Origin of the sequence: Corynebacterium sp. HMSC074C11, from assembly GCF_001809455.1 — a bacterium.
GTDB lineage: Bacteria > Actinomycetota > Actinomycetes > Mycobacteriales > Mycobacteriaceae > Corynebacterium > Corynebacterium amycolatum.
This window is the reverse complement of the sequence record NZ_KV797740.1, coordinates 156,418-182,169: the sequence shown is the minus strand read 5'-3', so window position 1 is coordinate 182,169 and position 25,752 is coordinate 156,418. Positions and strand designations below refer to the sequence as shown.

Below are 25,752 nucleotides of genomic sequence, written 5' to 3'. Positions count from 1 at the left end.
GTGCGAGTTTATGACACTTTCAAGCCATTTTTCGAGCCATTTTTGACATAACCGCAGTCAGTAACTCGCATTGACCCACCGCCGCCGAATATAAACGAAAAACCCGCCACCCAGACGCATTTTCATACGCCCTGGATGACGGGTACTTGCAGGGGCGACAGGACTCGAACCTGCAACCTGCGGTTTTGGAGACCGCTGCTCTACCAATTGAGCCACGCCCCTTCACCACCAGCAAAAGAACTTTCCAGCCCTTAGCTGACAATGTCCCACCTTACTGCATTGCTGCATAATCAAGGCGGGGTTCGACGAACATCACTGTCCGTAGTAGCGATGGGGGGGATCGAACCCCCGACCTCACGATTATGAGTCGTGCGCTCTCACCATCTGAGCTACATCGCCCCTATTCTCTACCGGACATAAGTCCGTATAAAAGAACAGAGCCCCCTGACAGAATCGAACTGTCGACCTTTTCCTTACCATGGAAACGCTCTGCCGACTGAGCTAAGGGGGCATCAGCATCCATTGAACTCAGCACGTAACTCCGTGGCCAATTGTTGACCGCTTCGTTTCGCTCTGTGCTCTCCGTGAAGCCTTGCAAAGATTAACCCGAAATCACCACTGAGCACAAATCAGCAGGTAGGCAGCGGTATTTCTTGTCACGTTTGCTGACATTTTGGCGCGCACTTATGGATAATCTATTCACTTATCGATGAGCCCCACCGGAACCATAAGTGAATAGCTCATCGATGGGTGGCCGCCCCTAACCCAAACCCCTAGCCCGAACCCCTAGCCCGAACCCTGCCCCGTATCCCCACCAACAGCTCCTACAAACAAAAAATCACCGCGAGAAAAATCTCGCGGTGATTTCACTGTGCCAGATGATGGATTCGAACCAACGAAGGCAATGCCGACGGATTTACAATCCGCTCCCTTTGGCCGCTCGGGCAATCTGGCGTGCACTCTTAAACGGTGCGAATGGAATGCTACCCACTACTCTGTCATTTACACAAATCGGCAGGTAAGGAGGACATTTTCCTACTTGGATTCACCCCTCAGCAGGGGTCACCCCCAGCAGGGCCCAACTTTCAGCAGAGCTCGCCCCTAGGTTCGTCTCGACAGTGGAGCTCAATCCACTACCCCACGCGCTCCACGGTGTAGCGAGCAACGTGACGCAGAGCATCCTTGGCCGCACAGTCGGGAAGGTCAGCGATGACGCGGTCGGACTCATCCAGCAGTTCATTGACCTTCTCCATCGCGCGAGCCACGCCGTTGGTCTGAGCCAGGAGCTCGAGGGCCTCGTCGACAAGCGCGTCCTCGGAGACTGGGCCGACGAGAATCTCACGGAGGCGATTAGCGGCTGGGGTGTCCTCCTGCAGCGCGTAGAGAACCGGTAGCGTGAAGACGCCCTCGCGCAAGTCAGTGCCCGGAGTCTTGCCGGACTGATCTGTGTTGGAGGAGATGTCGATGATGTCGTCGACGATCTGGAAAACGATGCCGATTAGTTCGCCATAGCGGCGCAGTGCGTTGGAAATATCGGCGGACGCACCGGCGTGATAAGCACCGAGATAACCAGCCGATGCGATGAGCACACCGGTCTTTTCGGCAATGACCTTCAGGTAGCGCTCGATGCGCTCTTCAATCGGCAGGTCCAAGTCGTTGAGGCACTCACGCATCTGACCTGTGACAAGAACACCGAAGGTCTCGGCGAAGTGGGCTACGCTCTCGGAACCGAGCTCCGCCAGCAGGCGGGATGCAGCAGCGAAGAGGTAGTCACCGGCCAGAATGGCGACGGTGTTGTCCCAGCGCGAGTTTGCGGAGGGCACACCGCGACGCTTGTCCGCTTCATCCATAACGTCGTCGTGGTAGAGCGTCGCCAGGTGCGTCAACTCCAGCACAGTCGCAGCCGTGATGACGTTATCGCTCTCGGGCTGCTCACCGAACTGCGCGGACAGCATGGTAAACATTGGGCGGAAGCGCTTACCACCAGCCTGAGCTAGGTGGGAAACCCGCTCGGCTAGGAAGTCCTCGCCGCGCCCCAGCTCAGTAATCAGGAGGTCCTCGCTCTTGCGCATTCCCTCGGTGATTGTTGCTTCCAGCGCCTCATCAACGAAGTGAGAACTAGTGGCGGTGTGCTCACCAGTGCCCTGAGCACTTCCGGAACTAAGCCCGGAGTAGTCTCCAGTACGCATTCGAGACCTGCCTAACTGACGATAAAAGATAAGAAACTGCTAAATAAACTACCCTACGAGCATAGTGGCTAGCAGACCAGTTCCCATATTTGTTTCAACGTCGTTATACGCTGGGGCAATGACCTCAAGCCCGATTTCGCGAGTTTCCCCCACGTTCGACGGCGCCGTCGCTCTACCCAGCAGCACTGACGTGCTCATTGTTGGCGCTGGCCCCACCGGCTCCGCAGCCGCAATTCACGCCGCCCGCGCCGGTTTTTCGGTCACTGTGGTCGACTCGCAGCGCTTCCCGCGCGACAAGACTTGTGGCGACGGACTCACTCCTCGCGCTATCGCTGAGCTACATCGCCTAGGGCTTGACGACGAGCTCCTGCGCCGCAACCGTAACCGCGGACTCAAGCTGCACGGCTTCGGCGGCTCCATCACCGCACCTTGGCCAGATGATGCCTCCGGCACTTTTCCCGCTGTCGGATCCGCGATGCCGCGTGTTGAGCTCGACACTTTCTTGCTCAATGCCGCCGCTGATGCCGGAGCACAAGTCTTTGATGGGGTCACTGCGCGGAAGGTGGTTCTCGGAGCGCTAAGCAGTGGTGGCACGCGGGGTCACGGCGTGCGCGAGGTGGAACTTTCCGACCGCGAAGGCAAGCCACACACCATCTCGGCCCGCTGGCTGCTCGTGGCCGATGGGGTCCGAAGTACCGTCGGTAAGCAGCTGGGGCGTGCGTGGCATCGCGACAGCGTCTTTGGCGTGGCCGCGCGGTCATACGTCAGCTTCGACAGCGCGGACGTAGCGGATGGCTGGATTCACTCGCACCTGGAACTGCGCGACTCCGAGGGGCAGACGCACCCGGGCTATGGCTGGATTTTCCCGCTGGGAGAAGGCCGGGCGAACGTGGGGTGCGGGGCGCTGGCGACGTCGGCACGCCCGGCGCGCGCGAACGTGAAGAAGTTGCTACGCGAGTACCACGGGCAGGTGCGTGAGCAGTGGCAGATGAGCGAACCGGAGCACGTGACGTCGGCGCTGCTACCGATGGGTGGTGCCGTGTCGAATGTGGCGGGGCCGAACTGGGCGTTGCTCGGGGATGCTGCGTGCCTGGTCAACCCGCTCAACGGCGAGGGCATTGACTACGGCATGGAATCGGCGCGGCTAGCGGTGGAGCTGATGAGTTCGATTGGTGCGGGTCGCGATGGGCTGACTCACTCCTGGCCCGCCCTGCTTCGCGAACACTACGGCACCGGCTTCTCGCTGGCTCGCAAGTTGGCACTGACGTTGACGTACCCGAGCTTCCTGCCGACCGTCGGCCCGCTGACCATCGGCGCCCCGTGGGGCGGCCAGTTCATGGGTGTTGCCGCACGCCTGATGGGAAACCTGGTCACGGAACACGACCGGGATGTGGTAGCGCGACTGTGGCGCGCTTCGGGGCAGGCGGCGCTGGCCTCCGATAAGTGGTTTGGACGCCAGCCCTGGCGGTAAAAACTGCTTTACGACGGGCCCCGCGCCCCAGCCCGATTGCGAGCTCGCGAGCTACTGCACGGGCTTGGTTGCCGAGTGCAGCGCCGCGATGCCAAAGGTGAGATTCTGCCAACCAGCATCCTCCCAGCCCGAGGCATTGATGTCGCGGGCGAGCTGCGGCTGATTTGGCCAGGCGCGAATCGACTCCGCCAAGTACACGTAGGCCTCCGGGTTCGAGGAGACGACCTTGGCGATCTGCGGCAGTGCCCGCATCAAGTACTCCTTGTAGAAGGTGCTGAACACTGGCACCACAGGGGTGGAGAATTCACAGACTGTTAGCTGGCCACCGGGCTTGGTCACGCGGGCTAGTTCGGCGAGGCCCGCCTTGTAGTCCACGATGTTGCGAAGACCGAAGCTGATGGTCACCGCGTCGAAGGTGTTGTCCGGGAATGGCAGCTTCATGCCGTCACCGCAGACCTTGGGAACATTGCGGTGCGCACCGGCCTTGAGCATGCCTCGGGAGAAGTCACAGGCAACGACGTATGCGCCAGACTTTGCCAACTCCACTGAGGAAACAGCCGTACCGGCGGCCAGGTCGAGAACCTTCTGGCCAGGCTGCAGGTTCAGGCGCTTTGCCGTGCGCACGCGCCAGTAGTGGTCAATACCACCGGTGAGCACGGTATTGGTGATGTCGTAATTCTTTCCCACGCCGTCGAACATCGAGGCGACTTCGCTGGGATTTTTCGTTAAATCAGCCCTAGACACGCTGTCCAGATTACGCGACCGACTTCTGACGCGTAGCAGCACCTGTACGGGAAGCGTCCATCGTATCTGCTGCGACCTTGCTTGACGTCTCGGCCGCGGAGACCCCAGAAACCTCCTCATAGTGGCGAACAAGGTCTGCACACAGTGCTCCCCAGGTACGTTCGGTCACGGTGTCGCGGCAGCGGTTGCGCAGCTGCTTGCGTGCCAGCTCATCGTCGACGAGCAGTAGCTTGTCGACCGCCTCAGACAGATTGCGGGTGAAAGTCTTGGGCTCCAGCAGATAGCCGTTGACGTCGTTAGTAATCAGGTCGCGCGGGCCACCTGCGTTCGGAGCGATGGCCGGAACACCGGAAGCGTGGGCTTCCTGTACCGCCTGGCAGAAGGTTTCAAAGTCACCGGTGTGGACGAACACATCCAGACTGGCGAATGCCGCTGCCAGCTTATCGCCGGTGAGCTGCCCGGTAAAGACGGCATTCGGCATCTGCTTCTGCAGCTTCGGCAGCTCCGGGCCATTACCAACAATGACCACCTGGATATCATCGCGGCCGTTCAGCGCTGCCAGCCGCTCCACGGATTTCTCCGCCGCCAGCCTGCCGACATAACCAACAATCGGCTTGCCCTCCGGGCTCCACTGCTTCCTGAGCTCTTCACTACGCTTTGTCGGAGTAAAGCGAACCGCATCAACACCACGACCCCAGCGGTAGACGTCACGAATCTTGTGATTCTGCAGGTCCTCAATAGTCGGTGACGACGGCGCCAGCGTTCGGGCGCAGGAGTTGTGAATCACGCGCGTCCACAACCACGCTGCCGTGGAGAGCCCCGCCAACTTGTAGTTCTTGGCAAAACCCGCAACGTCCGTCTGATAGATAGCCACAGCCGGGATGCCCAGCGCCTTAGCAGTCAAAGCACCGGCACCACCGAGCACGAATGGCGAAGCCAAGTGGACAACATCCGGCTTAAACTGCGTCAGCGCCGACGCTACCCTGCGGTTCGGCACACCAATCGGTAGCGAATCAATCAACGGCACCATCACGGTGGGCACACGCTCAATGCGGTAGTCGCAGTAGAACTCTGCTTCTTCTTGCCAGTCCCGAGCACCCGGCGCAATCACCAGCGCCTCGTGCCCCTCACGGCGTAAGTGTTCCAACACCCGCAGCACGGAGTTTGTCACTCCATTGATGTTGGGCAAGAAGCTTTCAGCAATGATGGCAACGCGCATGGTGCTAGTTTTCCATCTCGTCGGAAAGCGAAAGTGACCCTCTGTTTACCTTTTGGGGATCTCTTTGTAAACGACGGGTTGCGCGCAACGACAACCACCACAACGGCGCGACGACGATAAACGCAACCACAGCGATGCTGGCAGCCGGGAGAAGCGACAGCGTCCAAGTGCGTCCGGCGACGCGGACGACATTGGGGTCAGTGCGGTCGTATTCGACGCGGACGCGCTGCCCCTCTTCCAGCCCAACGGGATAGAGCAAGCCGGTTGGTGGCGACTGAAAGTCACCATTCTCGTCGACGAAATCGACCGTGGTGCGAAGAAGCTCGACCGAGCGCACATTGGCTACGGACTGCCCCATGTTCGACTCGATATTGCGGTCATTAATGAAGCAGCCAACCACCATGGCCAGGCACGAAAGTAACAGGCAAATAATTACAAAGAGCAGCACCTGACGAAGGAAGCGCGGCCAATTGGCCAGGGCAGTTTTCCACTGCATGGCGGTCACGACCTCCTTATTCTTCTGTCCTTGATTGTTTCCAGCTCTAATCTGATGCTGCCGGCCAGCTAGTTCTTGTCCAGCAAGCCTTGTCCAGCTAGTGCTTGTCCAGCACCCCAATCTCCGCATTGTATGCCAGCTTGTGATGCAACTGCCGACGTGTCGCACGCGTGGTCGCCACCTCGATGACGCGAATGCCGTCGACGTCGGTATCCGGGTGCAGCTGCGCGAGCAGATCTGGGAGGCGGTCAACGCGCACGTGCTCGACCCCGTAAGCCTGGCAGATGCCCTCAAAATCCACGTCCTGCGGGGTGCCGAAGATGCGCTCAAAGCTTCCCCGCAGAGCCGGGCTGCCCGCTTCCAGCGTCTCGAAAATACCGCCACCGGCATCATTGGCCACCACGATGGTGAGGTTTTCCGGCCTCGGCTCCAGCGGCCCAATCGCTAGCGCTGCGGAATCGTGCTGGAACGTCAGGTCCCCCATGAGCGCAATCGTCCTTGGCGGGCGGATCTCGTCGGCATGCTCGCGGTCGGACGCCAGCGCAATACCAATCGCCGTCGCCACCGTGCCGTCGATGCCCGCGGCACCTCGTCCCGCATACGTGTTCACCCCCGGGAAAGGCAGGCCCGTGTACGACGCATCGCGCACCGGGTTCGACGCACCCAGCACCACATTGTCACCCGTGCGCAGGCTATCCGTCAGAGCCGCCGCTACATGAAATCCGGTCAGTGGCTCCTCCGCTTCAATCGACTCGGTAAGCGTCTCCCGCACGGACTTCACCGCCAATTCGCTGGCGGCCTCACAGATTTTCGTCCACTGCGGATCCTGCTCCCCCACGGTCTGCACATGCTTTACGACGGCCCTTGCGTTCGCCGTCACATCCGGGAACTCCACCCCAAAACCGTGGTTTTCCGCATCCGAGACAACAGTTAACTCGATATCCGGATTGGCCAGCAGCTTAGAGATTCCTCGGTGCAGCGTCGGCCTGCCGACTAATACAATCTGCTCCGGCGGAATCTGCGCAAAAGTACCCGCCGCAAGCGGGTGAACCGGGTGCGCCGGCGCATATGCATTCGGCTCAGCGATGGTTGGCAAATCCTCCAACTCTGGCAGATGCGGGGCATTCGAGCCCGCAATCACGAGTGTGCGGCGGCTGATGTCAATTGTGGCTGTGCTAGCTGCGTCGGCCGGGCTGGTAGGGGCCGAGTTGGCTGAGTGGGCTGCGATGGCAGCTGCGCCGACGTTGTTGCTGTTGGTAGGCGCAATCGTGGTCCAGGGGCCGCCGTCTGCGCGGCCCTCGGGGATGTCGGCGACGGAGTCGTCGCCAGGCACGAGCGGTTCGACAAAACGAACGTTGAGGTGGCCGGCGCCGGATGCCATGGCAGCGACGACGCGGTCGATGCGGGCACGAATCTGCGTGGCGGTGGCCTTCGTGACCGGGGCGGTGCCGTCGAGATCAAACTCGACTACGGAGGCATCGGCGAACAGGCGGTCCTGGACGATGGTCTGGTTCGCGCCGGTGCCGCGATAATGCGCGGGGCGGTCAGCGGTCAGTGCCAGCAGCGGAATACCCGACGCGGTGGCTTCCACCATGGCGGGAACGAGGTTCGCCACCGCCGTGCCGGACGTTGTAATTACCGGGGTCACCTTGCGGGTGCGCGAGGCCAGGCCGAGGGAGAGGAAGGCGGCGGAGCGTTCATCGATGCGCACATGGAGGCGGACCTTCGCCGCATCGGCGGCCTGGACCAGAGCGCGGGCCAGCGGGGCGGACCGGGAACCCGGGCACACTACGGCATCGACCATGCCGAGACGCAGCAGCTCATCGACGATGAGGCCCGCTACCACTGCGGATGGGGCCGTGGGGGCTGTATGGGCTGCGGAGGTGGGGGGCGTGGCGTCGGTTGCCGAGGCTGGGGTGCCAGCATCGGTGCCGGCGGCATTGGTGATGTTGACGCCCTGAGCGTGCGAAGTCTGGGAGGTGTCCTGGTTGTCGTTCACACTCAATAGGCTACTTGTCAGGCCGGATATCGGGCTCGTTGGGAGTTACTGACCCCGTTTATGACAGTTTGGAGCCGTTTTTCGAACTCAAAGTGTCATAAACGGGGTCAGTATCTCTGGATGCTCCGTGAGTTGGAGCAGATCGTGAGCCGCCACTGCACTGCGCCACTGCACTGCGCCGCTACAGGTGCACATACGCCGCGCGGAGACGGTCGAACCACCAATCGCGGCGGGGACCCGGCGCGGCGAGCTCGGCCAGGCGGGAAGGGTCGGGCGCGGGGTTGGTGACGGGCAGACGGCCATCGATAAGTGGCCGGGGCTCGATGACGTCCTCAATAAACAGCGACGACGTGGCCAAACCCGCCGCGTTTGGCTCCGGCTGCAGCTCGGTGGCAGGCAGGGCCGCCGCCGTGAACAATCCCGCGGCCATGCCAACACCGGTGTCCAAGGCGCTGGCGACGGTCACCTTTATCGCCAGCTCCTCGGCCAACCGAAGCAAACGGCGTGGCCCGCCAAGCGGTGCGACCTTCATTACGCCCACGTCCGCCGCCTGTTCGCGCGCAACCAAATACGGATCCTCGGCCTTGCGAATCGACTCATCGGCAGCAATCGGGCAAAACTCCCCCACTGCGTCGCGGACCTCACGAAGCTCGGCGACAGTCGCAACTGGCTGCTCCATATATTCCAGCGGGCCCAACTCATGAGCGGCGCGGATGGCCTGCTCCACCGACCAGCCACGGTTCGCATCCACCCGCACCACAGGTTCATAGCCATAGGCTTCGGCCACCGCGGTGCGGACGGCGGCTACGCGCTCGATGTCGTCGTTAAGCGATTGGCCGCTCTCTGCGACCTTGACCTTGAACGTGCGGCACCCGGGGTAGCGCGCCACGACCTCCGGCACCTGGTCGGGTGTAACGGCGGGGATGGTGGCGTTGACCTCGACAAACTCGCGCTTCGGGGTGGGCAGGCCGACGTATGCGCATTCGATGGCCGAGCGCAGCCACGCGGCAGCTTCGGGCGCCTCGTACTCCAGGAAGGGCGCGAACTCGCCCCAGGTGGCGGGGCCGTCGATGAGGAGTGCCTCGCGGGTGGTGACGCCGCGGAATTTCACCGCCATGGGTAGCGCCACGACGTGGGCGCGGTCGAGAATGTCATCGATTGGCGGAAACTGGATGTTGGGCGCAGCGGACACAGACATACCCCTCATGCTAGAGACCTTTATGCTGGAAGCCATGACTGATACCGCGAAGTACTCGACCGATAACCCCTTCCGCCCCGAGCAGTGGAAGACGGTTGATGGTTTTGAGGATTTGACCGACATCACCTACCACCGCCACGTCGGCGAGGGCCGCGAGAACGGCATTGTGCGTATTGCGTTTGATCGCCCGGAGGTTCGTAACGCATTCCGCCCGCATACCGTCGATGAGCTCTACCGCGCGCTCGACCACGCGCGCCGTACCCCGGATGTCGGCGTTGTGCTGCTGACCGGTAACGGCCCTAGCACCAAGGACGGTGGCTGGGCATTCTGTTCGGGCGGCGACCAGCGCATTCGTGGTCGTTCCGGTTACCAGTACGCAACGTCTCACGAGCATGACGACGCCACCGCGGACGCATCCACCATCGATACCGCGCGAGCCAAAGTCGAGGGAGGTCGCCTGCACATCCTGGAGGTGCAGCGCCTAATTCGCACTATGCCGAAGGTTGTCATTGCCGTGGTCAACGGTTGGGCCGCAGGTGGCGGACACTCCCTGCACGTGGTGTGTGACCTGACGCTCGCATCGCGCCAGGAGGCCCGCTTTAAGCAGACCGACGCTGACGTGGGATCTTTCGACGCCGGCTATGGCTCGGCCTACCTGGCAAAGCAGGTTGGTCAGAAGTTTGCCCGCGAGATTTTCTTCCTCGGCCGCTCCTACGACGCTGAGACCATGCACCGCATGGGCGCCGTGAACGAGGTCGCCGACCACGCTGAGTTGGAAGATGTCGCGGTGGAGTGGGGTCGCATGATCAACGGTAAGTCCCCGACGGCGCAGCGCATGCTGAAGTTCGCCTTCAACCTGACCGATGACGGCCTGATGGGCCAGCAGGTCTTCGCAGGTGAGGCCACTCGCTTGGCGTACATGACCGACGAGGCCGTCGAGGGCAAGGAAGCGTTCCTGGAAAAGCGCGACCCGAACTGGGACGAGTTCCCGTTCTATTACTAGGCACGGGGGCTGAACCCAGCACTACTGCCCCAGCCCTACTGCCCAGCCTTACGCCACCTTCGTTACCTCAAACCGCTGCTCCGGGTTGACGTAGGCCTCCTGCGCACGAACGAGCTCCAGCTCGCCAGAGCCGGACTCGTGCGTGACCTTCAGCAGTTCAAAGACGCTGGCCGCTGTGTTGCCCAGTGCGACCGAAAGGTCACCGTCAATACCGCGACCACGCAGCAGGTTACCCGCGAACAGCGCGGCCGTGACATCACCGGAACCGTTGCGCTTCAGCGGCAGGTACGGTGTCGCCACCAGCCATGCGCCCGAACCGTTGACGGCGAGCATCTCAATCTCGCCCTCCTTGCGCTCCGGACGCAGCACGCTGGTGACCAGCACGGCCTCCGGGCCCATCTCACGAGCAGCATGGGCTGCCGCAATGGTGGACTCCAGGTCGCTGACCTCGCGGCCTGTCAGGTATCCCAGCTCAAACTGGTTCGGCGTAATCACGTCTGCCACCGGCACGACCTTGTCGCGCAGCAGCGGCGGAATGTCATCCGAGACGTGGCAGCCACTCTTGGCATTTCCCATCACCGGGTCACACGAGTAAATGGCCTTCGGGTTGCGCTGCTTGGCTATCGCCACGGCCTCGATGATGACATCCGCAATATCGCTACCGCCCTGGTAGCCGGAGATAATCGCATCGACGTCGTCAAGCTTTCCCAGCTCATCGATACCCTTGATAACCTCGCGCACATCCGTGGCCGGAATCATCGGGCCGCGCCACTGGCCATAGCCGGTGTGGTTGGAGAAATCGACGGTGTGGACCGGCCACACTTCAAAACCTGCGCGCTGCAGCGGGAAAACGGCAGCGGAGTTACCCACATGGCCGTAGCTCACATGCGACTGGATGGACAGGATCGAGGGCACGCGGTTGAACTCCGCGACGGCTTCAGCTGCCTTTTCGGTAGGGGCCTGATTTTCGCTCATTCCTCTATATTGCAACGAATGCGTGAAAATCCCATATTCCCCTAGTAGGAGCTGGGTCGGCGCCTGCTGGCTTTGAGCTCAGAGCGGCGTTGCTTCTGCGCTTTACGACGGGCAATCGAGGCCCGACTTGGTCGAGTCCGCCGGCGTCTCGGAGGCGGTGGCTGCACGGCTTCCCGAATGAGTTCCGCCAAGCGACGCCGGGCTTCCGCGCGGTTGCGCACTTGGGAGCGCTGGGTGGTGACGGACACTGTGAGTGTCGTGCCGTCGAGTCGGTGGCTGAGGTTCTGGAGAGCGCGGCGGCGGTGGACGTCGGAAAGCACGGTGAGCTCGGCAATATCGACCGATAGCTGCACCTTGGAGTCGGTGGTGTTAACGCCCTGACCGCCCGGCCCTCCGGAGCGTGCGAAGCGTTCGGTGAGTTCCGCCGCGGGGATGACGAGGCCCTTTGGGATGCCGGGACCTGGTGGAATCTTCAGGGGTTTCATGGTGGCCAGTGTAGAGGGCGCGTTTGTAATCAGGGCGCGTTTCCTCCAATCCGCTGTTAAACAACAAATGCTCATCTAAGCTGGCGAATAACATTTATCCACTTATAAAAACAGCAGGAAAAGACAGGATTGAGGCGCTATGGCTACTTCTGATTCCCCGTCCATTTTCATCTCCGGCGGCGCGCAGGGCATTGGCCGCGCGGTGGCCGAGAAGTTCCTGGCCGCGGGCTGGACCGTAGGCGTCTACGACATCAACGAGGATGCCCTGGCGAAGCTTAAGGCTGAGCGCCCGGAGGTAATCGTCGGCAAGCTGGACGTGACGGACTTTAAGCAGTGGGAGGACGCGCTTGCGGACTTCACCTCCCACACCGGCGGCAAGCTGACGGTGCTGGACAATAACGCGGGCATCATCGGCGATGGCGATATCACTGACCAGTCGCCGGAGATTATTCGCGCGCAGGTGGACATCAACTGCACCGGCCTGACGCTGGGCGCGAAGGCGGCGCATCCGTACCTGAAGCGCACCAAGGGGTCTCACCTGGTCAACATGGGTTCGGCTTCGGGTATCTACGGTCAGCCGCACATCGCGCCGTACTCTGCGTCGAAGTTCTACGTCTCGGGTCTAACGCAAGCTCTGGATTTGGAATGGCGCAAGGACAAGATCCGCGTCGTCGCCATCATGCCGCTGTGGGCGAAGACCAAGCTGGCGGACGTTTCCGCTGGTTCGACCCGCCGTCTTGGCGTGCGCATCACGCCGGATCAGGTCGCAGATGCCGTGTGGAAGGCAACGCATCCGCAGAACTTCATTGAGCGCCAGCGGCACTTCTATTCGGTGTCGGCAGCGGACTTTATCCTGCGCTACCTGGGCAAGATTGGTCCGCAGTTCCTGTCCCGCCCGGTTAACGCAATCATCGCGGGTTAAGAGGCAAACTAGACCTATGCTCTTCGATCAGCTCCCGCGCGACGATGCCCGCATCACGCCGGGAGTTGTTCATCTTCCGGGGTGGCTTCCATTGGAGCGGCAGGCCGGCATCATCACGCAACTCCGCGACATCGCCCGCGACGTTGCCGGCACTCCCCTGGCCATGACTCGCCCGCAGCTCAAAAGTGGTCAGATGCAGGTCTTCATGCTGCATCTGGGGCGCATGTGGGCCACGAATCCGTACCGCTACGTCACGCACGCAGGCGGCGTTCGCGTCCCGCCTGCGCCTGACAATCTGCTGCAGCTCGCCACCGAAGCACTTCGTGCCGCCGCGCTTTACGACGAATCCCTCAGCCAGTGGCCCGCCACTTTTCGGCCCGACATGGCGTTGGTCAACTACTACCCACCCGGGGCCACCATGGGGATGCACCAGGATCGCAACGAAACCTCCCCTGCCCCAATTGTGTCGCTCTCTATCGGTGACGAGGCCCTGTTCCGCATTGGCGGGACTGAAAACCGCAACAAACCCTGGGATGACGTGACTCTCGCCAGCGGGGATGTGATTGTGTTTGGTGGTCCCAAGCGGCTTGCGTTTCATGGTGTGCCCAAGACTCGTCCGGACACTTTGCCGGAGGGGTGCGGGCTTAAAGAGGGCCGCATCAATATCACTTTTCGGCAAGTGGAAAACTCACACTAAACCGCGCAAGTCACCGACCGCTAGCCTAGACACATGCAGCGCACCATTGCTCCTACATCCGCGCAGTCTGCCACCGCGCAGACTCCTGCCCCACTCGACTGGCACAGCCGGGTGCGTTACTTCGTCGGCTCGTTCCCAGCTGCCGATCTCGCTATTGCGGCTGCTTTCCTGCTGTGCTGTTGGTTGAGCACGACGCCGCTATTTACTTATGGCCCGAGCTTCACTTATGTCACCAATCTGGTTCTGTCCGCGATGATTGCCGGCGCCGCAGCGTTTCGTCGTAAAGCAGTGCGCGCATCGTTTGTGGTTACATACAGTGCCCTAGCGGGCCTCGCCTTGCTGGTGTGGCTATCCCCTGTGAACCTTGGGGTAGACCCTATTATTGTTGCCGCCCCACTATCGTTATGGGCTGTGACCAGATGGGAACAGAATCGCACCTGGGGCATAGTTGGGCTCTTTTTGGGGTTGATTGGCAGTTTCCTCAACCCAGCGGTTCCAGCCTTCGGTTTTACTCCGGAACGGCTGTTGGTCTTCGGTCTGCCCGCGGTGCTCATCACGGCGAGCGCGTACGCAGTGCCGCTGTGGCTGCGCATCAACGCCGAGGAACATGCCGCGGAGTTGGAGAACGTCGTGGCGCTCAACAAGTTGGAGTTGTCCCGGGAGCTTCACGACGTCGTGGGTCACGGACTCACCTCTATTAAAGTTCAGGCCCAAACCGCACTGTACCTGGCGGAGATGAATGACTCACGAGCGGAACGCGCTGCTGAAAAGACCACGCTGGAAGGTATTGCCGAGACCGCAGAACAATCGTTGCGAGATGTGCATGCGCTTGTCGATGCACTACGTGAAGGCGGCGAGATTAGCGCTGACCCGAATGAGATTCCACGTCTGGTTGCGGCTGTTTGTCCGCCGGGTCGCGATGTTTCGGTGACTCTGCCGGAGTCTTATGAGGCGCTGGCGGATTGGCCACTCGCGAAGCGTTTGACTCTGGTGCGGGCAGTGACAGAGTTGGCCGCGAATATGGCCAAGCACTCATCGGGCGCTGGTCAGTTCACGTTGACGATTGAATCGCCTACTGAGTCGCCTATTGCCCCATCTGCCGATGCCGATATCAGCCCGGCGCGGGTTCATTTGGTGACCGCAAATCGGGCTGTGAGCGACGCCTTGGCACACAGGAAGCGAGCTGGTGCTGGCCTGATTGGTCTGGATGAACGCGTGGCGCAGCTCGGTGGCGAGATGACTTATGGTGAAAGCGACGGTATGTTCCGCGTCAGTATCCGCCTGTAAGCGGTTCAACCGAAGCAGGGCTGGCTGTCGAAACTGTCAAGAAAGACGAGCAATGGATGTAATTCGAGTATTAGTGGCTGAAGATCAGGCTCTGATTCGGCAGTCTTTCGCGCAGCTTATTGATGCCCACCCGCAGATGAAAGTCATTGGTGCCGTAGGCGACGGCGCCGAGGCTGTGCGTCTTGTCTCCGGTGCGGATGTGGTCGTCATGGACATTCGTATGCCAGTGATGGACGGTATCGAGGCCACGCGGCAAATCGTGCGAGGGGCATCGTCCGGAGGCGCGACCCACGCATCCGCTCCGAAAGTTCTGGTACTGACCACCTTCCGCGAAGAATCCCTCGTGCTCGGCGCTTTAGAAACTGGGGCCGCAGGCTTTTTGCTCAAAGACTCCAATCCCCGTGAGCTGCTTTCGGCCATCATGCGTATCCACCGCGGTGAAGGAGTCATCGATCCGAAGGTGACGCCAATGGTGTTGCGACACGTTTCACCGCGCACGGCCCACTTCGAGCAGTCAGCAAGCGCTTCCTCGACACATGGCGCTGGCTCAGATCCCACCGACGCAGGAACCCAGTTCACACCCCGCGAACAGGAGATTTTGGACCTCGTCTGCCAGGGGCTTTCCAATGATGAGATCGCTCGCAGATTGGTGGTCGCCACGACGACCGTGAAAACCCATGTGAAAGCGCTACTAACAAAAACGGGCTCACGCAGTCGCGTGGATCTTGTCATTTGGGCTGCGAAAAACGGGCTGCTGTAGCTTCTCCTCACTGGTTCCGTCATCCTCGCTATCGCCTCTCCTCCCTGGGGAGGATATTTCCGCCATCTCATCCTCAGGGAGGGCGCGAATCGTGCCAAGCACTCCTATTACTTAAGGCATGAACGCACCAACTCCTACCTCAGACCCTTCCGCAGATGCCGCCGCTTCCCTCCTTCAGCTGCGCGGCATCACTGTCTCCTACGGCAAGAACGAACCTGTCCTAAACGGCCTCGATATGAGCGTCCGTGCCGGCGAGGTCTACGGACTATTGGGACTCAACGGCGCAGGTAAGTCCACGCTGATGAGCACTGTGCTTGGGCTAATTCCCTACTCCGGTGAAATCAGTATTGCGGGACGCCCGTGGTCCGTTGCCGACCTAGACCGCATCGGCGCCTCCATCAATGGCCCGGCGTTCTACCCACAACTCTCGGCCACCGACAACCTCAAAGTGCACGCACATTTGACCGGCACGGACAAGCACCGTATCGCCGAGGTCCTGGACATGGTCGGGCTTCATGCTGGTAACAAGCGCGCGCGTGCTTTCTCCACCGGCATGAAGGTTCGTCTCTCCCTGGCAATGGCTCTGCTTACCGACCCCGATATTGTGCTTCTCGACGAGCCCACCAACGGCCTCGATCCGGAAGCTATCGTGGGCCTGCGCACCTTGTTGCGAAATCTCGCCGCTAGTGGCAAGGCCGTCGTGGTGTCCTCCCATCAACTCGGAGAGGTCGAAAAGAGCGTTGACCACCTTGGCGTCCTTGCTGGGGGCCGGCTGGTCTACGAAGGCCCGCTGACTGACTTTGCGGCTGCTGGTCAATCCCTCGAGCAGGCTTTCTTTGCCGCAGTAGGTGTTGCCCGATGAGCGCTCAACCGCACACACGCACTCTTAACACGCGCGCTGTTCCTACGCGCCACTACTTCCGCGCCGAACTACTGCGGGCGAAGTGGTCGCTCACCATGTTCCTGCCCATCATCATGGTGGCAATCGCTCTGGTCAGCATGGTTTTTTCTAGAGGTGTCGATGCCACCGCCATGGCGAGTGCCCACATCTACTCACTTATCCTGCTTCCTCCCCTGGCTGCTATTACGTCCGTCATTGGCCAAAACCGTGAAGAAAAGCTCCGCCAAGGTGGCCTAATCTGGCGCAATATCTCGAGCACTCGAGTGCTCCTGGCACGCGCAGCCACTGTTATCGCCTCCACGGCCCTCGGCCACGCACTTATGGCCACTCTCCTTGCCCGGAGCGTGAGCACCGCATTGCAATTTACGATCTTCAACACGTTGTCATTCTTCGTGTTCTGGGCATTCGGCCTTGCCCTATGGCGCCTTGTGCCACGCGCAGCTCTCTTCCTTGCGCCGCTGACTGCCATCGCTTGGGCCATCGCAGGAACACTGGATGCCATGAGCCCAAACTGGCAAGTTCTCCCGTGGACCTGGGCAATCCGCCCAACGTTACCTATTCACGGTGTGCAGGCTAATTCCATCACGGCTCCGGCAGACAGCGAAATCTGGGACATTGCCATCCTGCCGCCCGCGCTGCTGCATTTACTCCTCGGACTAGGCTTCTTTGCCATCGCATTGGCTGCGCACGGAAAATCTCTCAGCTTGCCAACGGGCCGGGAACGCAGCACTTCGTCGTTAAGCCATGGCATGAGCGCGACCCTGCCCTGGCGCACCTGGTGGAGCCTCGCAGCACTGATGCTTGCCGGGCTTGCGGTCGTGCGTGTGGTGTGGAACCCGGAGTATGCGCTGGGATTGCTGAGTTTCGTCTGCGTGCCGACGGCCACAACCGTGGTCGCTATCATGACGTGGACCTCGCAAGCTGATGCCTGGCCAGCGCTGATGTATCGACGCTCGCGGGGGAGCATCACGCTTCGCCTGTTTGCCTTGGATATGGCGTTTCTCGTACCGGTGCTCGTGGTTGCGGTGATTATCAGCGGCGCAGGCGGCGAGACCAATGGCCAGACCGGCATTAACCCCTGGCCGTACCAGGCGGTCATCGCGCCTCTTGTGACCGCGATGATTGTGGCCGTGACCGGATTGATTGCGCGTCGGAGTGTGGCAGCGGCGATTTTTGCCTCGGTCGCGCTCGGCGGTTGGGCGGTGATGGTTGGCGGTGATGTCCTCAGTGCCTCACCGCTGTGGTGGACCTCAGAATGGGGATGGACCTGGGTGGTCCGTGATTACCCCGAGCGGTGGCCGCTGATGGTTCTCGTATCCGCCATTGTGACCGGGGCATTCGTGGCCTGGGCGCGGGCAACGTCGCTGAAAGCCATCCGATTCCTGAGCTGACGGCGACGCTGACTGCAGCCACGCGCCAGCCCACCTACTCCTCGATAGCCTCGCGAACCTCTTCGACGCTGAGGTTGGAGTCTTCAATTTCCTCGCGAGCTTCCTTCTTCCGACCACGGCGAACAAGGCGGAAGATGCGCTTACGGCGGGAAGTCTCTTCGCTGATACGCTCACGACCGCGCAGCCAGGCAATCAGCATGACGGTAATGAGCAGCAACCCGATGTAGCCCAGGATTGGGTACACCCAACCGATTAGGTTCTGGAAGCCCATGAAGCTCAAGGCGAAACCGAGCAGAACCAGGCCGACGTAGACAATCTTGAACTTTTCCGGGTGCTTAGCGGTGACGCGACGGCCCAGCGCGTAAAACATGCCAAGCGCTGTGTTGAAAATCATGCCGAGGATAACCACGGCCATTGCCTGACCAAGCCACGGGTGCAGGCGGTTGATGACGGTGAGCATCGGCACGGCATCAGTGGCGACGGTACCAACGGTGTGGAACAGCGTGATGGTGGTAATCAGCAGCATTGCGGAGTACACCAAACCGCCGACAAAGCCACCGGCTCCTGCAGCGCGAGGGTTGAACAGGCTGCCGCCAATAACAATCGCCATGGAGACCGCAACCATCAGGTTAAAGCCGACGTAGTTCACCGCGGCGACAACCCAGTTCGGCAGAGTGGTCGGGACTTCCGCAACGGCAGCTGCCTGCTCCGCGGCTGGGGTGGCATCGGTGAACGCCAGCGTATAAATACTGGCCAGTAGGATAAAGCCAACGATAAACGGCGTGATGGAACCGATCACAGTGGTCACGCGATCGACGTCGAGGAAACCGGCTGCGATGGTCACTAGCACCATCATCACGGCACCAATCCAAACGGGGATGTCCCACTGCTGCTCCATGTTGGCACCGGCACCGGCGAACATAACGAACCCCGTGGCGAAGAGCGTGATAATCACGCCGATGTCCAGTACTCGCGAAAAGATGGGATGCGATACGCGTCGGAATACTTCACCGTGCTCGCTGGCCTGGAAATAGCTTCCCAGCTGCAAAATGATCATCGCCATCAGGCTCATGATCACCGCTGAGAGAACGGCACCCCAGACACCATCGATGCCAAAGGCGACGAAGTATTGCATGATTTCCTGACCCGTCGCAAAGCCCGCGCCGACGACTACGCCGACGAAAGCAAATGCAACGCGCAGTACTTGCTTCACCACAAGGGTTCACTCCTATTCAACTATCTGATTGATATAACCACCTTACTTTTCTCAGTGCGTTTTACTAATCGCGATTAAGCGTTCTACGAAATTTCGCCTTTAAATCCCGCAGGCCACGCCGGTCGAATGCACCGGGCAGTAGCCGTTCGGATTCTTAAACAAGTACTGCTGGTGCTCGTCCTCGGCTCGGTAGTACTCCCCTGCCGGAGTCTCCGACAGTGGCTTAATCTCGGTGGTGATGGGGCCCAGGCCAGCATCGGCAAGCTTCGACGCGTACGCATCGGCGATTTCCTGCGCCCGGCGCGCCTGCTCGGGCGTCGTCGTGTAAATCGCGGAACGGTATTGCGTGCCAACATCATTACCCTGACGGTAGCCCTGCGTGGGGTCATGGGCCTCGAAAGCCTTCGCGACCAACTGATCAAAACTGATCTGCTCCGGGTCGTAGACGACCTCCACAATCTCGGTGTGGTTGGTCCGCCCAGTGCAGGACTCACGGTAAGTGGGATTTGGCGTCACGCCACCGGCGAACCCGACCGACGTACTGAGCACGCCCGGGGTTTCCCAAAACAGCTTCTCAGCACCCCAGTAGCAGCCGATACCGATGTAGACAACCTCCTGGCCATCCTCCCATGGGCCGGTAATAGGCGTGCCGAGCACCGCATGCGGCTTCGGATTCTCCAGCACCGGGTGCGAGCCGCCCTTGAGCGCCTCACCTTCCGGCACAAGCTCCGCCGACCTACCAAAGAACCAACCCATCTTCGACACCTTTCTCTCTGCGACTTCCTACGGTCTGCGCAACGCGTCCGAGGCGACGATTGTTCCGCCCCTGTCACCACCGCCACACTCACGTTTCACACGCCTCGTCACCAGAATCTACGGCACAACACAGGCTATGGTTTGGGTTGTGCGTACGCTCAGCCTGCTTTCCGTCAATCCCCACGACCCGACCGCAATCCTGCCCGATCTCCGCGCCGCGCTGGACGGCGAGGTCTCTTTGCTTCCCGTTCCGCTTCACGACGGCACGCGCGCCTCAATCTTGCGGAACTCGCAACGCGCAGGTGAGCCAATTGATGAATCCATCGCACTTGTTGTCGGCACCTCCGGTTCCACCGGCACACCGAAGGGTGCACAACTGACGGTGGATAACTTGGTCTCCTCTGCTACCGCTACACATCAGTGGCTCGGTGGTGAAGGACAGTGGCTGCTGGCGATGCCGGCCTACCATATCGCTGGCCTGCAGGTTCTCATTCGTTCGCTGCTCGCGGGCACGGCCCCGGTCTGCGTGGATGTGACAGACGGTTTTGATGTAGCCGCATTCGCCGACGGCGCCGAGGCCCTCACTGGTGCCGGTGCCGGTGCCGGCGACCGCGCCTACACTTCGCTGGCTCCCATGCAGCTGGCGAAGGCCATGGAAGAACCCTTTGGCGTGGCAGCCCTGCGTCTCTTCGACGCCATCCTCGTCGGCGGCGCGGCCTTGAACCCACAGGTGGCAGCACGCGCGGAAGAGCTCGGCATTAACGTCGTGACCACCTATGGTTCTTCCGAGACGGCCGGCGGCTGTGTCTATGACGGCCAGCCCATCGAAGGTGCACAGGTCGCCATCGAAAATGGTCGCGTCTGGCTCGGCGGGCCGATGATTGCACACGGTTACCGCAATGCGCCCGGTCACGAGGCCTTTTCCAAACCTGGTTGGTTCGCCACCTCCGATGCGGGCGAGATCCGCGGCGGTCGGCTCATCATTACGGGACGCTTGGACACCATCATCGACTCCGGCGGGCTGAAACTGCACCCCGAAGTCCTCGAGCGTGAACTGCTCGCCATCGACGGCGTTACGGGAGCCTGCGTGGTCGGCGTCCCACACCCACGGCTCGGCCACGCCATTGTCGCAGCGTATGAAGGAACCGCTGAGCTCGGCGATGTCATGGACGGCCTCGGCGATTCTGAAGACACCGGGCGCATCAATCACTGGATGATTCCGAAGGATCTGCGTCGCGTGGAGGCCCTGCCACTGATTGGGCCGGGCAAGGTCGACCGGAAGAAAGTCGCGGCGCTCTTTTAGCCTTCTGCCTTCCAACCTTTAAGCCACTCGAACCCGCATTAGTTCAAGGCATTTGGTGTCACGTCCTATTATTAATTCATGTCTGAAGCACCAAAGAGTCCTGCAACGGCGTCGTTAAGCGATTGGCTGGAAGGCGCGCGCCCCCATACCTGGGCGAATGCGTTTGCGCCGGTCATAGCCGGTGTCGGAGCGGCATCGGCACACGCGCCGATTATTTGGGGGCGTGCGGTGCTCACGCTGATTGTCGCGTGGGCGCTGATTGTGGGCGTGAACTTCGCCAACGATTACTCCGACGGCATCCGCGGCACTGACGATGACCGCTCGGGTCCTCTGCGCCTGACTGGTTCTGGGCTGGTGGAGCCGAAGGTCGTGAAGTACGCGGCGTTCGGTGCCTTTGGCGTCGCGGGTCTTGCCGGTGTGGTGCTGTCTCTGATGAGCGCGTGGTGGCTCATTCTGGTCGGCGCGCTGTGCATTGCGGCGGCGTGGTTCTACACCGGCGGCAAGAATCCCTACGGATACCGCGGCCTTGGCGAGGTCTCGGTCTTCGTCTTCTTCGGTCTCGTCGCGGTGCTCGGTACGGAGTTCACCCAGACCGGCTCCCTGTCCTGGGTCGGTCTGGCCTGCGCAATCGGTATCGGTTCGGTGTCCTCTGCCGTAAACCTGGCGAACAACTTGCGCGATATTCCCACCGACGCTGCCACCGGCAAGATCACCCTGGCAGTTCGCCTGGGCGACTTCCGCACTCGCATCGTCTGGCAGATTCTCTCCATCATGCCTGCCCTGGCCAGTATCTTTATCGCTTTCTGGCGCCCATGGGCGTTGGTGGGTCTGCTCATCGTGCCGCTGTGGGTGAAGGCTTCCGAGCCAATCCGCATGCATAAGAAGGGCAAGGAGCTCATCCCGGTACTGGGGCTTACCGGCAAGATGATGCTTGCCTGGTCCGTCATCACGGCACTCGCACTCGCACTCAGCTAAGGGGTACCGATGGACTTCCGCGCACTGACGCACAAGACGCTTGACGACGTCCAGAAGGCCGCAACCCGAGTAGGTGACACAGCAGCCAAGGCTCCAGCTTTCGTCCGCAGCGCTGCTCTGCGTTTGACCAGTTCGGGGCGTCGGCGACTGGCACTGGAGCACGGCGCGCTGCATTCACAGACCCGTGAACCGGGCCTGACGGATCTTACGGCCACCGGTGTAGTACATATCAAGACCACACCGGTCACAGCCGACATTGCGGCCAAGGATGACGAGCGAAAGGCCAGTGACAAACCAGATGCTGTCACCACCGATATTCCGGTGCACTGGTACGAGGTTGAGCCTGAGAGTCCCCCTAGTGCTCCCGCCAACGACCCCGTGACCATCGTCTTTATCCACGGCTTCACCCTGGCTGGCGAGTCCTGGTACCGGCAGTTCAACGCGCTGCGGAAGTCACACCCGGAAGCACGCCTGCTCACCATGGATCTACGCGGCCACGGCCAGACCGGCGCGGTTCCGGCTTCACTCTGCACGGTCGAAGGTGCCGCGGCCGATGCGCTGGCCGTGATTGCGGAGCGCGCCGCGACCGGAAAACTCATCGTGGTTGGGCATTCACTGGGCGGTTTGATCGCACTGCACATGGTGCGCGCTGCCGAGGAAAGTATTCGCCGTCGGATCGCAGGCGTAGTGCTGATTTCCACGTCTATCGACAAGCTTGCCGCCCAGGGGGTACCGCAGATTCTCGCGTCCCCGGTGGCGGATGCGGCGCGCAATGCGATTGAGTCCTCGCCGAAGGAGATCCGCAAGTTCCGCGAGGCAATCGCGTCACTGATGGCGCCGTCGTTGGCAGTTGCGGTGTTCGCCCGGCGCACGGACTACGAGATCATCGAGTTCCACGCGGCCATGATTAATGAAACACCGCTGGAAACTTTCGTGGGATACCTCGACGACCTGCAGGACCATGACGAGTTCGCGGCCGGACCTCACTTAGAGGGTCTGCCGGGAGCGGTACTGGTGGGCACGAAGGACGATGTCACTCCCCGCAAGCAAGCAGACCTAATTATGGAAAAGTGGCCGGACACCGAGCTAGTTGAAGTCGACGGGGCCGGCCACATGTTGCCGCTGGAGGCTCCGGATGCGGTGAACCGGGCAATCGAGCGGGTGTTAGAGAAAGTTCAGAAAAGAAGCTAGAGCGGCAACGATAGCTGACTAGTGCCCTAGTTTTCCTCGCGGTCCTTAATCTGCTGCGCAATGTATTCCTTATGCGCGCGGCGGTTCTCCGACCACACGGCAACCGACTCATTGGCCTGAACGCGCAGCTTCGGGAACACAAACACCGACAGTGGCATCGCAATAATTAGTGCAAACACAGCCGTAATTGCGGCCGGAATCCGCACGCCAACAAGGTAGATAATCACGAGCAGGATGAAGAACAGCACCAGGAACAGCAGCAGACGCGCAAGGCCGTACCAGAACAGTCCCTTCATGGCATTGCCGCGACCAGCATTCTTGGTCACCGGAGCTACTGGCGTCTGAGCGTCAGAAGCCAACTTGTCCTGCTCTGCTGGATTGGTCATTACACCCTCACCTCTACGTATTACGCCTGTGCTGCGCCCGACGTTGTTAGCGCCCCATGGCCGTTCGTGTCCAACGTTCCTTTGTACCCTAACGAACTCTGTACGCCGTACCGCCTTGCGTTGCGATACCCCTCGTGGGCACTACGGGACTCGTTGCGTATTCTAGTCGGTAAATCCAGGAGGTTAGCTATTACATGGGTCGGCTCATTCTGCTGCTGTTCATCATCCTTGTCGTAGTCATGCTGTGGAAGGCATTTGGCCCTGGCAGTCGTGGCAACGGCATGCGTCGTATTTCTGCTCCGCAACCGGAGCCCCGCCCGCTTGCTCCCGACGATGATCCGGAGTTCCTCTGGAAGCTCAAGAAGGCCGAATTCGATCGCCGCAAGCGTGAGCAGGAGCTACAGGAACGGCGCGAACGCGAGACTCGTGACCGGGATAACCAGGGAGATAAACCAAATAGGCCCGATAGCCCAGACAATCCCGGCGAAACCGACTAAACGTCTTTGCCTCGCAGCAACAACTGCTGCAGGTACTCCCCGTAGCCGCTGGCGCTGAGTGCGTCGGCACGCGCGCTAAGCGCTGCATCGTCGATGAATCCCATGCGCCACGCCACCTCTTCCGGCGAACCAATCTTTAAACCCTGGCGCTGCTCAATCGTGCGCACGAAATCGCCCGCTGCCATCAGATTGTCCACCGTGCCCGTATCCAGCCAGGCTGTCCCACGCGGCAGCACCTCTACCCGTAGTTTTCCGCGCTCCAAGTAGGCGCGGTTAACATCCGTGATTTCCAATTCGCCGCGTGACGACGGTTGCAGCGAGCGAGCTATTTCAACAACATCGGCGTCATAAAAGTACAAACCCGGCACCGCGAAGTGGCTGCGTGGTTTCTTCGGCTTCTCCTGAATCGCCACGGCCTTGCCGCTTTGGTCGAAGTCCACGACTCCGTAGGCGGTGGGATCTGCGACCCAGTAGGCGAAGATTGCTCCGCCATCGACGTCATGGAAGCGGCGCAGCTGTGTGCCCAGGCCGGCGCCGTAGAAGATGTTGTCGCCGAGGATGAGCGCAACGGAGTCATCGCCGATGTGGTCAGCACCGATGATGAATGCTTCCGCGAGACCACGGGGCTCGTCTTGGGTGGCAAAGATGAGGTTGAGACCCCACTGCGAGCCGTCGCCAAGTAGGCGCTCAAACTGCGGGGCATCATGTGGCGTGGTGATGACGAGGATGTCCCTGATTCCCGCGAGCATCAGCGTGCTCAGCGGGTAGTAGATCATGGGCTTGTCATAGACGGGAACCAGCTGCTTGCTGACACCAAGCGTGATTGGAAACAGCCGAGAGCCCGTGCCACCTGCGAGGATGATGCCCTTCATAGTGCTCGCGCCTTTCTGCCTTACTGCCCGGCCGCTTCGTTGGCGATTGCCCACTCGTCGCGAGCCATGTTTTCGAGGTCCTTGCAGTCAAACTCACTGGGGAGCTTATTGCCCTGCGCCTCGAACTGCTCAATCGTCAGGGCCTTCTGATCGCGCTCGGAGAGAATCATGTCCGCTTCGGTGAGACCACCCTTGGCCAGCAACGCGGCCAAGTCGATTCCCAGCGTCGGGTCCTGGATGCTAACAGCGCGTTCAGCCTCCGGATTGTAGCCGGTGGAAGTGAGGTAGGTGAGCACGGAGTCGTCGGCAAGCGAGACGAAACCATGTCCGATGCCGTTGGGCAGATAGACCACTCGGCGGGTCTTGCTGTCGAGCTCGAAGACCTCAACCTTGCCGAAGGTATCCGAGCCGCGACGCAGGTCAACCGCAATGTCGAGGATATGGCCCGCGGGACAGGTGACCAGCTTCGCCTGGCCGGGATGACCATCTGGCGCGGTGCTGACGTCGGCGAAGTGAAGGCCACGGACAACGCCCGCCGCGGAGACACTCATGTTGGCCTGCTCCGGAAAGAACGGGTAGCCCGTGGCCTCGGCGAATGCGTCGAGGCGATACCACTCGTGGAAACTACCGCGGCTGTCGCCGTGGATGACCGGCTCGAAGGTGAAAACGCCGTCGATGGAAGTGGGCTGGAATGTGCTCTCAGGGCTCATGGATAACAAGTGTAGACGCGAGGGACGGGTTCGGGCTGGTGGTGGGTTGGGTGTGAGCTGAGTAGTCGCCGAGCCGAAATTAGCGCTTAACGGCATTCATGCGGGAGTT

General features: G+C 60.9%; 25 protein-coding genes and 4 tRNA genes. 12 read left to right on the top strand and 17 right to left on the bottom strand.

The window, feature by feature from the left end; translation table 11 throughout:
* Window positions 1-149 precede the first annotated feature (149 nt).
* From HMPREF2614_RS09120 to HMPREF2614_RS09100, 5 genes are all read right to left on the bottom strand, one after another.
* Window positions 150-222: transfer RNA gene (locus tag HMPREF2614_RS09120), tRNA-Trp, on the bottom strand.
* 103 nt (window positions 223-325) lie between these two features.
* A tRNA-Met gene (locus HMPREF2614_RS09115) sits at window positions 326-399 on the bottom strand.
* Window positions 400-438: 39 nt separating this feature from the next.
* Window positions 439-511 (bottom strand) — tRNA-Thr (locus HMPREF2614_RS09110).
* A gap of 361 nt (window positions 512-872) precedes the next feature.
* Window positions 873-954, bottom strand: a tRNA-Tyr gene (locus HMPREF2614_RS09105).
* Window positions 955-1,133: 179 nt separating this feature from the next.
* Window positions 1,134-2,189, bottom strand: a complete 1,056-nt coding sequence (locus HMPREF2614_RS09100; RefSeq protein WP_070560799.1) for a polyprenyl synthetase family protein — start codon at window positions 2,187-2,189, stop codon at window positions 1,134-1,136.
* A gap of 118 nt (window positions 2,190-2,307) precedes the next feature.
* Between HMPREF2614_RS09100 and HMPREF2614_RS09095 the strand changes: the two genes are divergently transcribed.
* Window positions 2,308-3,660, top strand: a complete 1,353-nt coding sequence (locus HMPREF2614_RS09095) for a geranylgeranyl reductase family protein (protein WP_222867343.1) — start codon at window positions 2,308-2,310, stop codon at window positions 3,658-3,660.
* Between the two features lie 51 nt (window positions 3,661-3,711).
* On the opposite strand, the gene HMPREF2614_RS09090 is transcribed toward HMPREF2614_RS09095, so the two are convergent.
* From HMPREF2614_RS09090 to HMPREF2614_RS09070, 5 genes are all read right to left on the bottom strand, one after another.
* On the bottom strand, window positions 3,712-4,404 hold the full coding sequence (locus tag HMPREF2614_RS09090; RefSeq protein ID WP_070560795.1) for a demethylmenaquinone methyltransferase: 693 nt from the start codon (window positions 4,402-4,404) through the stop codon (window positions 3,712-3,714).
* 10 nt (window positions 4,405-4,414) lie between these two features.
* Window positions 4,415-5,623, bottom strand: coding sequence for a glycosyltransferase family 4 protein (locus HMPREF2614_RS09085; protein ID WP_070560793.1), 1,209 nt, complete (start codon window positions 5,621-5,623; stop codon window positions 4,415-4,417).
* A gap of 4 nt (window positions 5,624-5,627) precedes the next feature.
* Window positions 5,628-6,119 (bottom strand): DUF3592 domain-containing protein, encoded by a 492-nt coding sequence (locus HMPREF2614_RS09080; RefSeq protein ID WP_038627602.1) that lies wholly within the window; start codon window positions 6,117-6,119, stop codon window positions 5,628-5,630.
* 97 nt (window positions 6,120-6,216) lie between these two features.
* Complete coding sequence (menD, locus tag HMPREF2614_RS09075; RefSeq protein ID WP_083300227.1) at window positions 6,217-8,118, bottom strand: 2-succinyl-5-enolpyruvyl-6-hydroxy-3-cyclohexene-1-carboxylic-acid synthase; 1,902 nt, start codon at window positions 8,116-8,118, stop codon at window positions 6,217-6,219.
* A gap of 181 nt (window positions 8,119-8,299) precedes the next feature.
* Window positions 8,300-9,325, bottom strand: a complete 1,026-nt coding sequence (locus HMPREF2614_RS09070) for an o-succinylbenzoate synthase (protein ID WP_070560791.1) — start codon at window positions 9,323-9,325, stop codon at window positions 8,300-8,302.
* A gap of 13 nt (window positions 9,326-9,338) precedes the next feature.
* Here HMPREF2614_RS09070 and HMPREF2614_RS09065 point away from each other — a divergent pair, with 13 nt between their 5' ends.
* Window positions 9,339-10,319, top strand: a complete 981-nt coding sequence (locus HMPREF2614_RS09065; protein ID WP_016422029.1) for a 1,4-dihydroxy-2-naphthoyl-CoA synthase — start codon at window positions 9,339-9,341, stop codon at window positions 10,317-10,319.
* 48 nt (window positions 10,320-10,367) lie between these two features.
* Here the strand turns inward: HMPREF2614_RS09065 and pdxY are convergent, their stop codons facing one another.
* Together pdxY and arfB are read right to left on the bottom strand one after the other, a co-directional pair.
* Window positions 10,368-11,294: a pyridoxal kinase PdxY gene (gene pdxY / locus HMPREF2614_RS09060; protein ID WP_236658469.1), complete on the bottom strand. Its 927-nt coding sequence runs from the start codon at window positions 11,292-11,294 to the stop codon at window positions 10,368-10,370.
* A 41-nt stretch (window positions 11,295-11,335) separates the two neighbouring features.
* Complete coding sequence (arfB, locus tag HMPREF2614_RS09055) at window positions 11,336-11,779, bottom strand: alternative ribosome rescue aminoacyl-tRNA hydrolase ArfB (RefSeq protein WP_038627596.1); 444 nt, start codon at window positions 11,777-11,779, stop codon at window positions 11,336-11,338.
* A gap of 139 nt (window positions 11,780-11,918) precedes the next feature.
* Here arfB and HMPREF2614_RS09050 point away from each other — a divergent pair, with 139 nt between their 5' ends.
* From HMPREF2614_RS09050 to HMPREF2614_RS09025, 6 genes are all read left to right on the top strand, one after another.
* Complete coding sequence (locus HMPREF2614_RS09050; RefSeq protein ID WP_048759274.1) at window positions 11,919-12,701, top strand: SDR family oxidoreductase; 783 nt, start codon at window positions 11,919-11,921, stop codon at window positions 12,699-12,701.
* Between the two features lie 16 nt (window positions 12,702-12,717).
* Window positions 12,718-13,398, top strand: a complete 681-nt coding sequence (locus tag HMPREF2614_RS09045; protein WP_070560789.1) for an alpha-ketoglutarate-dependent dioxygenase AlkB family protein — start codon at window positions 12,718-12,720, stop codon at window positions 13,396-13,398.
* Between the two features lie 33 nt (window positions 13,399-13,431).
* Window positions 13,432-14,685, top strand: a complete 1,254-nt coding sequence (locus tag HMPREF2614_RS09040) for a sensor histidine kinase (RefSeq protein ID WP_246815699.1) — start codon at window positions 13,432-13,434, stop codon at window positions 14,683-14,685.
* A gap of 52 nt (window positions 14,686-14,737) precedes the next feature.
* Window positions 14,738-15,445 (top strand): response regulator, encoded by a 708-nt coding sequence (locus HMPREF2614_RS09035; RefSeq protein WP_070560787.1) that lies wholly within the window; start codon window positions 14,738-14,740, stop codon window positions 15,443-15,445.
* Window positions 15,446-15,563: 118 nt separating this feature from the next.
* Entirely contained in the window at window positions 15,564-16,307 is a 744-nt protein-coding gene (locus HMPREF2614_RS09030; RefSeq protein WP_070560785.1) for an ABC transporter ATP-binding protein, read from the top strand.
* Window positions 16,304-17,737 (top strand): ABC-2 family transporter permease, encoded by a 1,434-nt coding sequence (locus HMPREF2614_RS09025; RefSeq protein WP_070560783.1) that lies wholly within the window; start codon window positions 16,304-16,306, stop codon window positions 17,735-17,737. Before HMPREF2614_RS09030 ends, HMPREF2614_RS09025 begins: the two co-directional genes overlap by 4 nt.
* A 34-nt stretch (window positions 17,738-17,771) precedes the next feature.
* On the opposite strand, the gene HMPREF2614_RS09020 is transcribed toward HMPREF2614_RS09025, so the two are convergent.
* Together HMPREF2614_RS09020 and msrA are read right to left on the bottom strand one after the other, a co-directional pair.
* Window positions 17,772-18,953: a YkvI family membrane protein gene (locus HMPREF2614_RS09020; RefSeq protein WP_070560780.1), complete on the bottom strand. Its 1,182-nt coding sequence runs from the start codon at window positions 18,951-18,953 to the stop codon at window positions 17,772-17,774.
* Between the two features lie 99 nt (window positions 18,954-19,052).
* The gene (gene msrA / locus HMPREF2614_RS09015) at window positions 19,053-19,709 is read right to left on the bottom strand and encodes a peptide-methionine (S)-S-oxide reductase MsrA (RefSeq protein WP_070560778.1); all 657 of its coding nucleotides are present in this window, start codon (window positions 19,707-19,709) and stop codon (window positions 19,053-19,055) included.
* 136 nt (window positions 19,710-19,845) lie between these two features.
* Between msrA and menE the strand changes: the two genes are divergently transcribed.
* From menE to HMPREF2614_RS09000, 3 genes are all read left to right on the top strand, one after another.
* Complete coding sequence (gene menE / locus HMPREF2614_RS09010; protein ID WP_070560776.1) at window positions 19,846-21,012, top strand: o-succinylbenzoate--CoA ligase; 1,167 nt, start codon at window positions 19,846-19,848, stop codon at window positions 21,010-21,012.
* 78 nt (window positions 21,013-21,090) lie between these two features.
* Complete coding sequence (locus HMPREF2614_RS09005) at window positions 21,091-21,987, top strand: 1,4-dihydroxy-2-naphthoate polyprenyltransferase (RefSeq protein ID WP_070560774.1); 897 nt, start codon at window positions 21,091-21,093, stop codon at window positions 21,985-21,987.
* A gap of 9 nt (window positions 21,988-21,996) precedes the next feature.
* On the top strand, window positions 21,997-23,178 hold the full coding sequence (locus HMPREF2614_RS09000) for an alpha/beta fold hydrolase (RefSeq protein WP_083300226.1): 1,182 nt from the start codon (window positions 21,997-21,999) through the stop codon (window positions 23,176-23,178).
* 26 nt (window positions 23,179-23,204) lie between these two features.
* Here HMPREF2614_RS09000 and HMPREF2614_RS08995 read toward each other — a convergent pair whose 3' ends face one another.
* Window positions 23,205-23,564 (bottom strand): DUF4229 domain-containing protein, encoded by a 360-nt coding sequence (locus tag HMPREF2614_RS08995; protein ID WP_070560772.1) that lies wholly within the window; start codon window positions 23,562-23,564, stop codon window positions 23,205-23,207.
* Window positions 23,565-23,758: 194 nt separating this feature from the next.
* On the opposite strand from HMPREF2614_RS08995, the gene HMPREF2614_RS08990 reads away from it, so the two are divergent.
* Window positions 23,759-24,061, top strand: a complete 303-nt coding sequence (locus HMPREF2614_RS08990) for a hypothetical protein (RefSeq protein WP_049180758.1) — start codon at window positions 23,759-23,761, stop codon at window positions 24,059-24,061.
* On the opposite strand, the gene rfbA is transcribed toward HMPREF2614_RS08990, so the two are convergent.
* Together rfbA and HMPREF2614_RS08980 are read right to left on the bottom strand one after the other, a co-directional pair.
* Complete coding sequence (rfbA, locus tag HMPREF2614_RS08985) at window positions 24,058-24,933, bottom strand: glucose-1-phosphate thymidylyltransferase RfbA (protein ID WP_070560770.1); 876 nt, start codon at window positions 24,931-24,933, stop codon at window positions 24,058-24,060. The two genes, HMPREF2614_RS08990 and rfbA, sit on opposite strands and share 4 nt — an antisense overlap.
* A gap of 20 nt (window positions 24,934-24,953) precedes the next feature.
* Window positions 24,954-25,643, bottom strand: coding sequence for a dTDP-4-dehydrorhamnose 3,5-epimerase family protein (locus tag HMPREF2614_RS08980; RefSeq protein WP_070560768.1), 690 nt, complete (start codon window positions 25,641-25,643; stop codon window positions 24,954-24,956).
* Window positions 25,644-25,752: the final 109 nt, after the last annotated feature.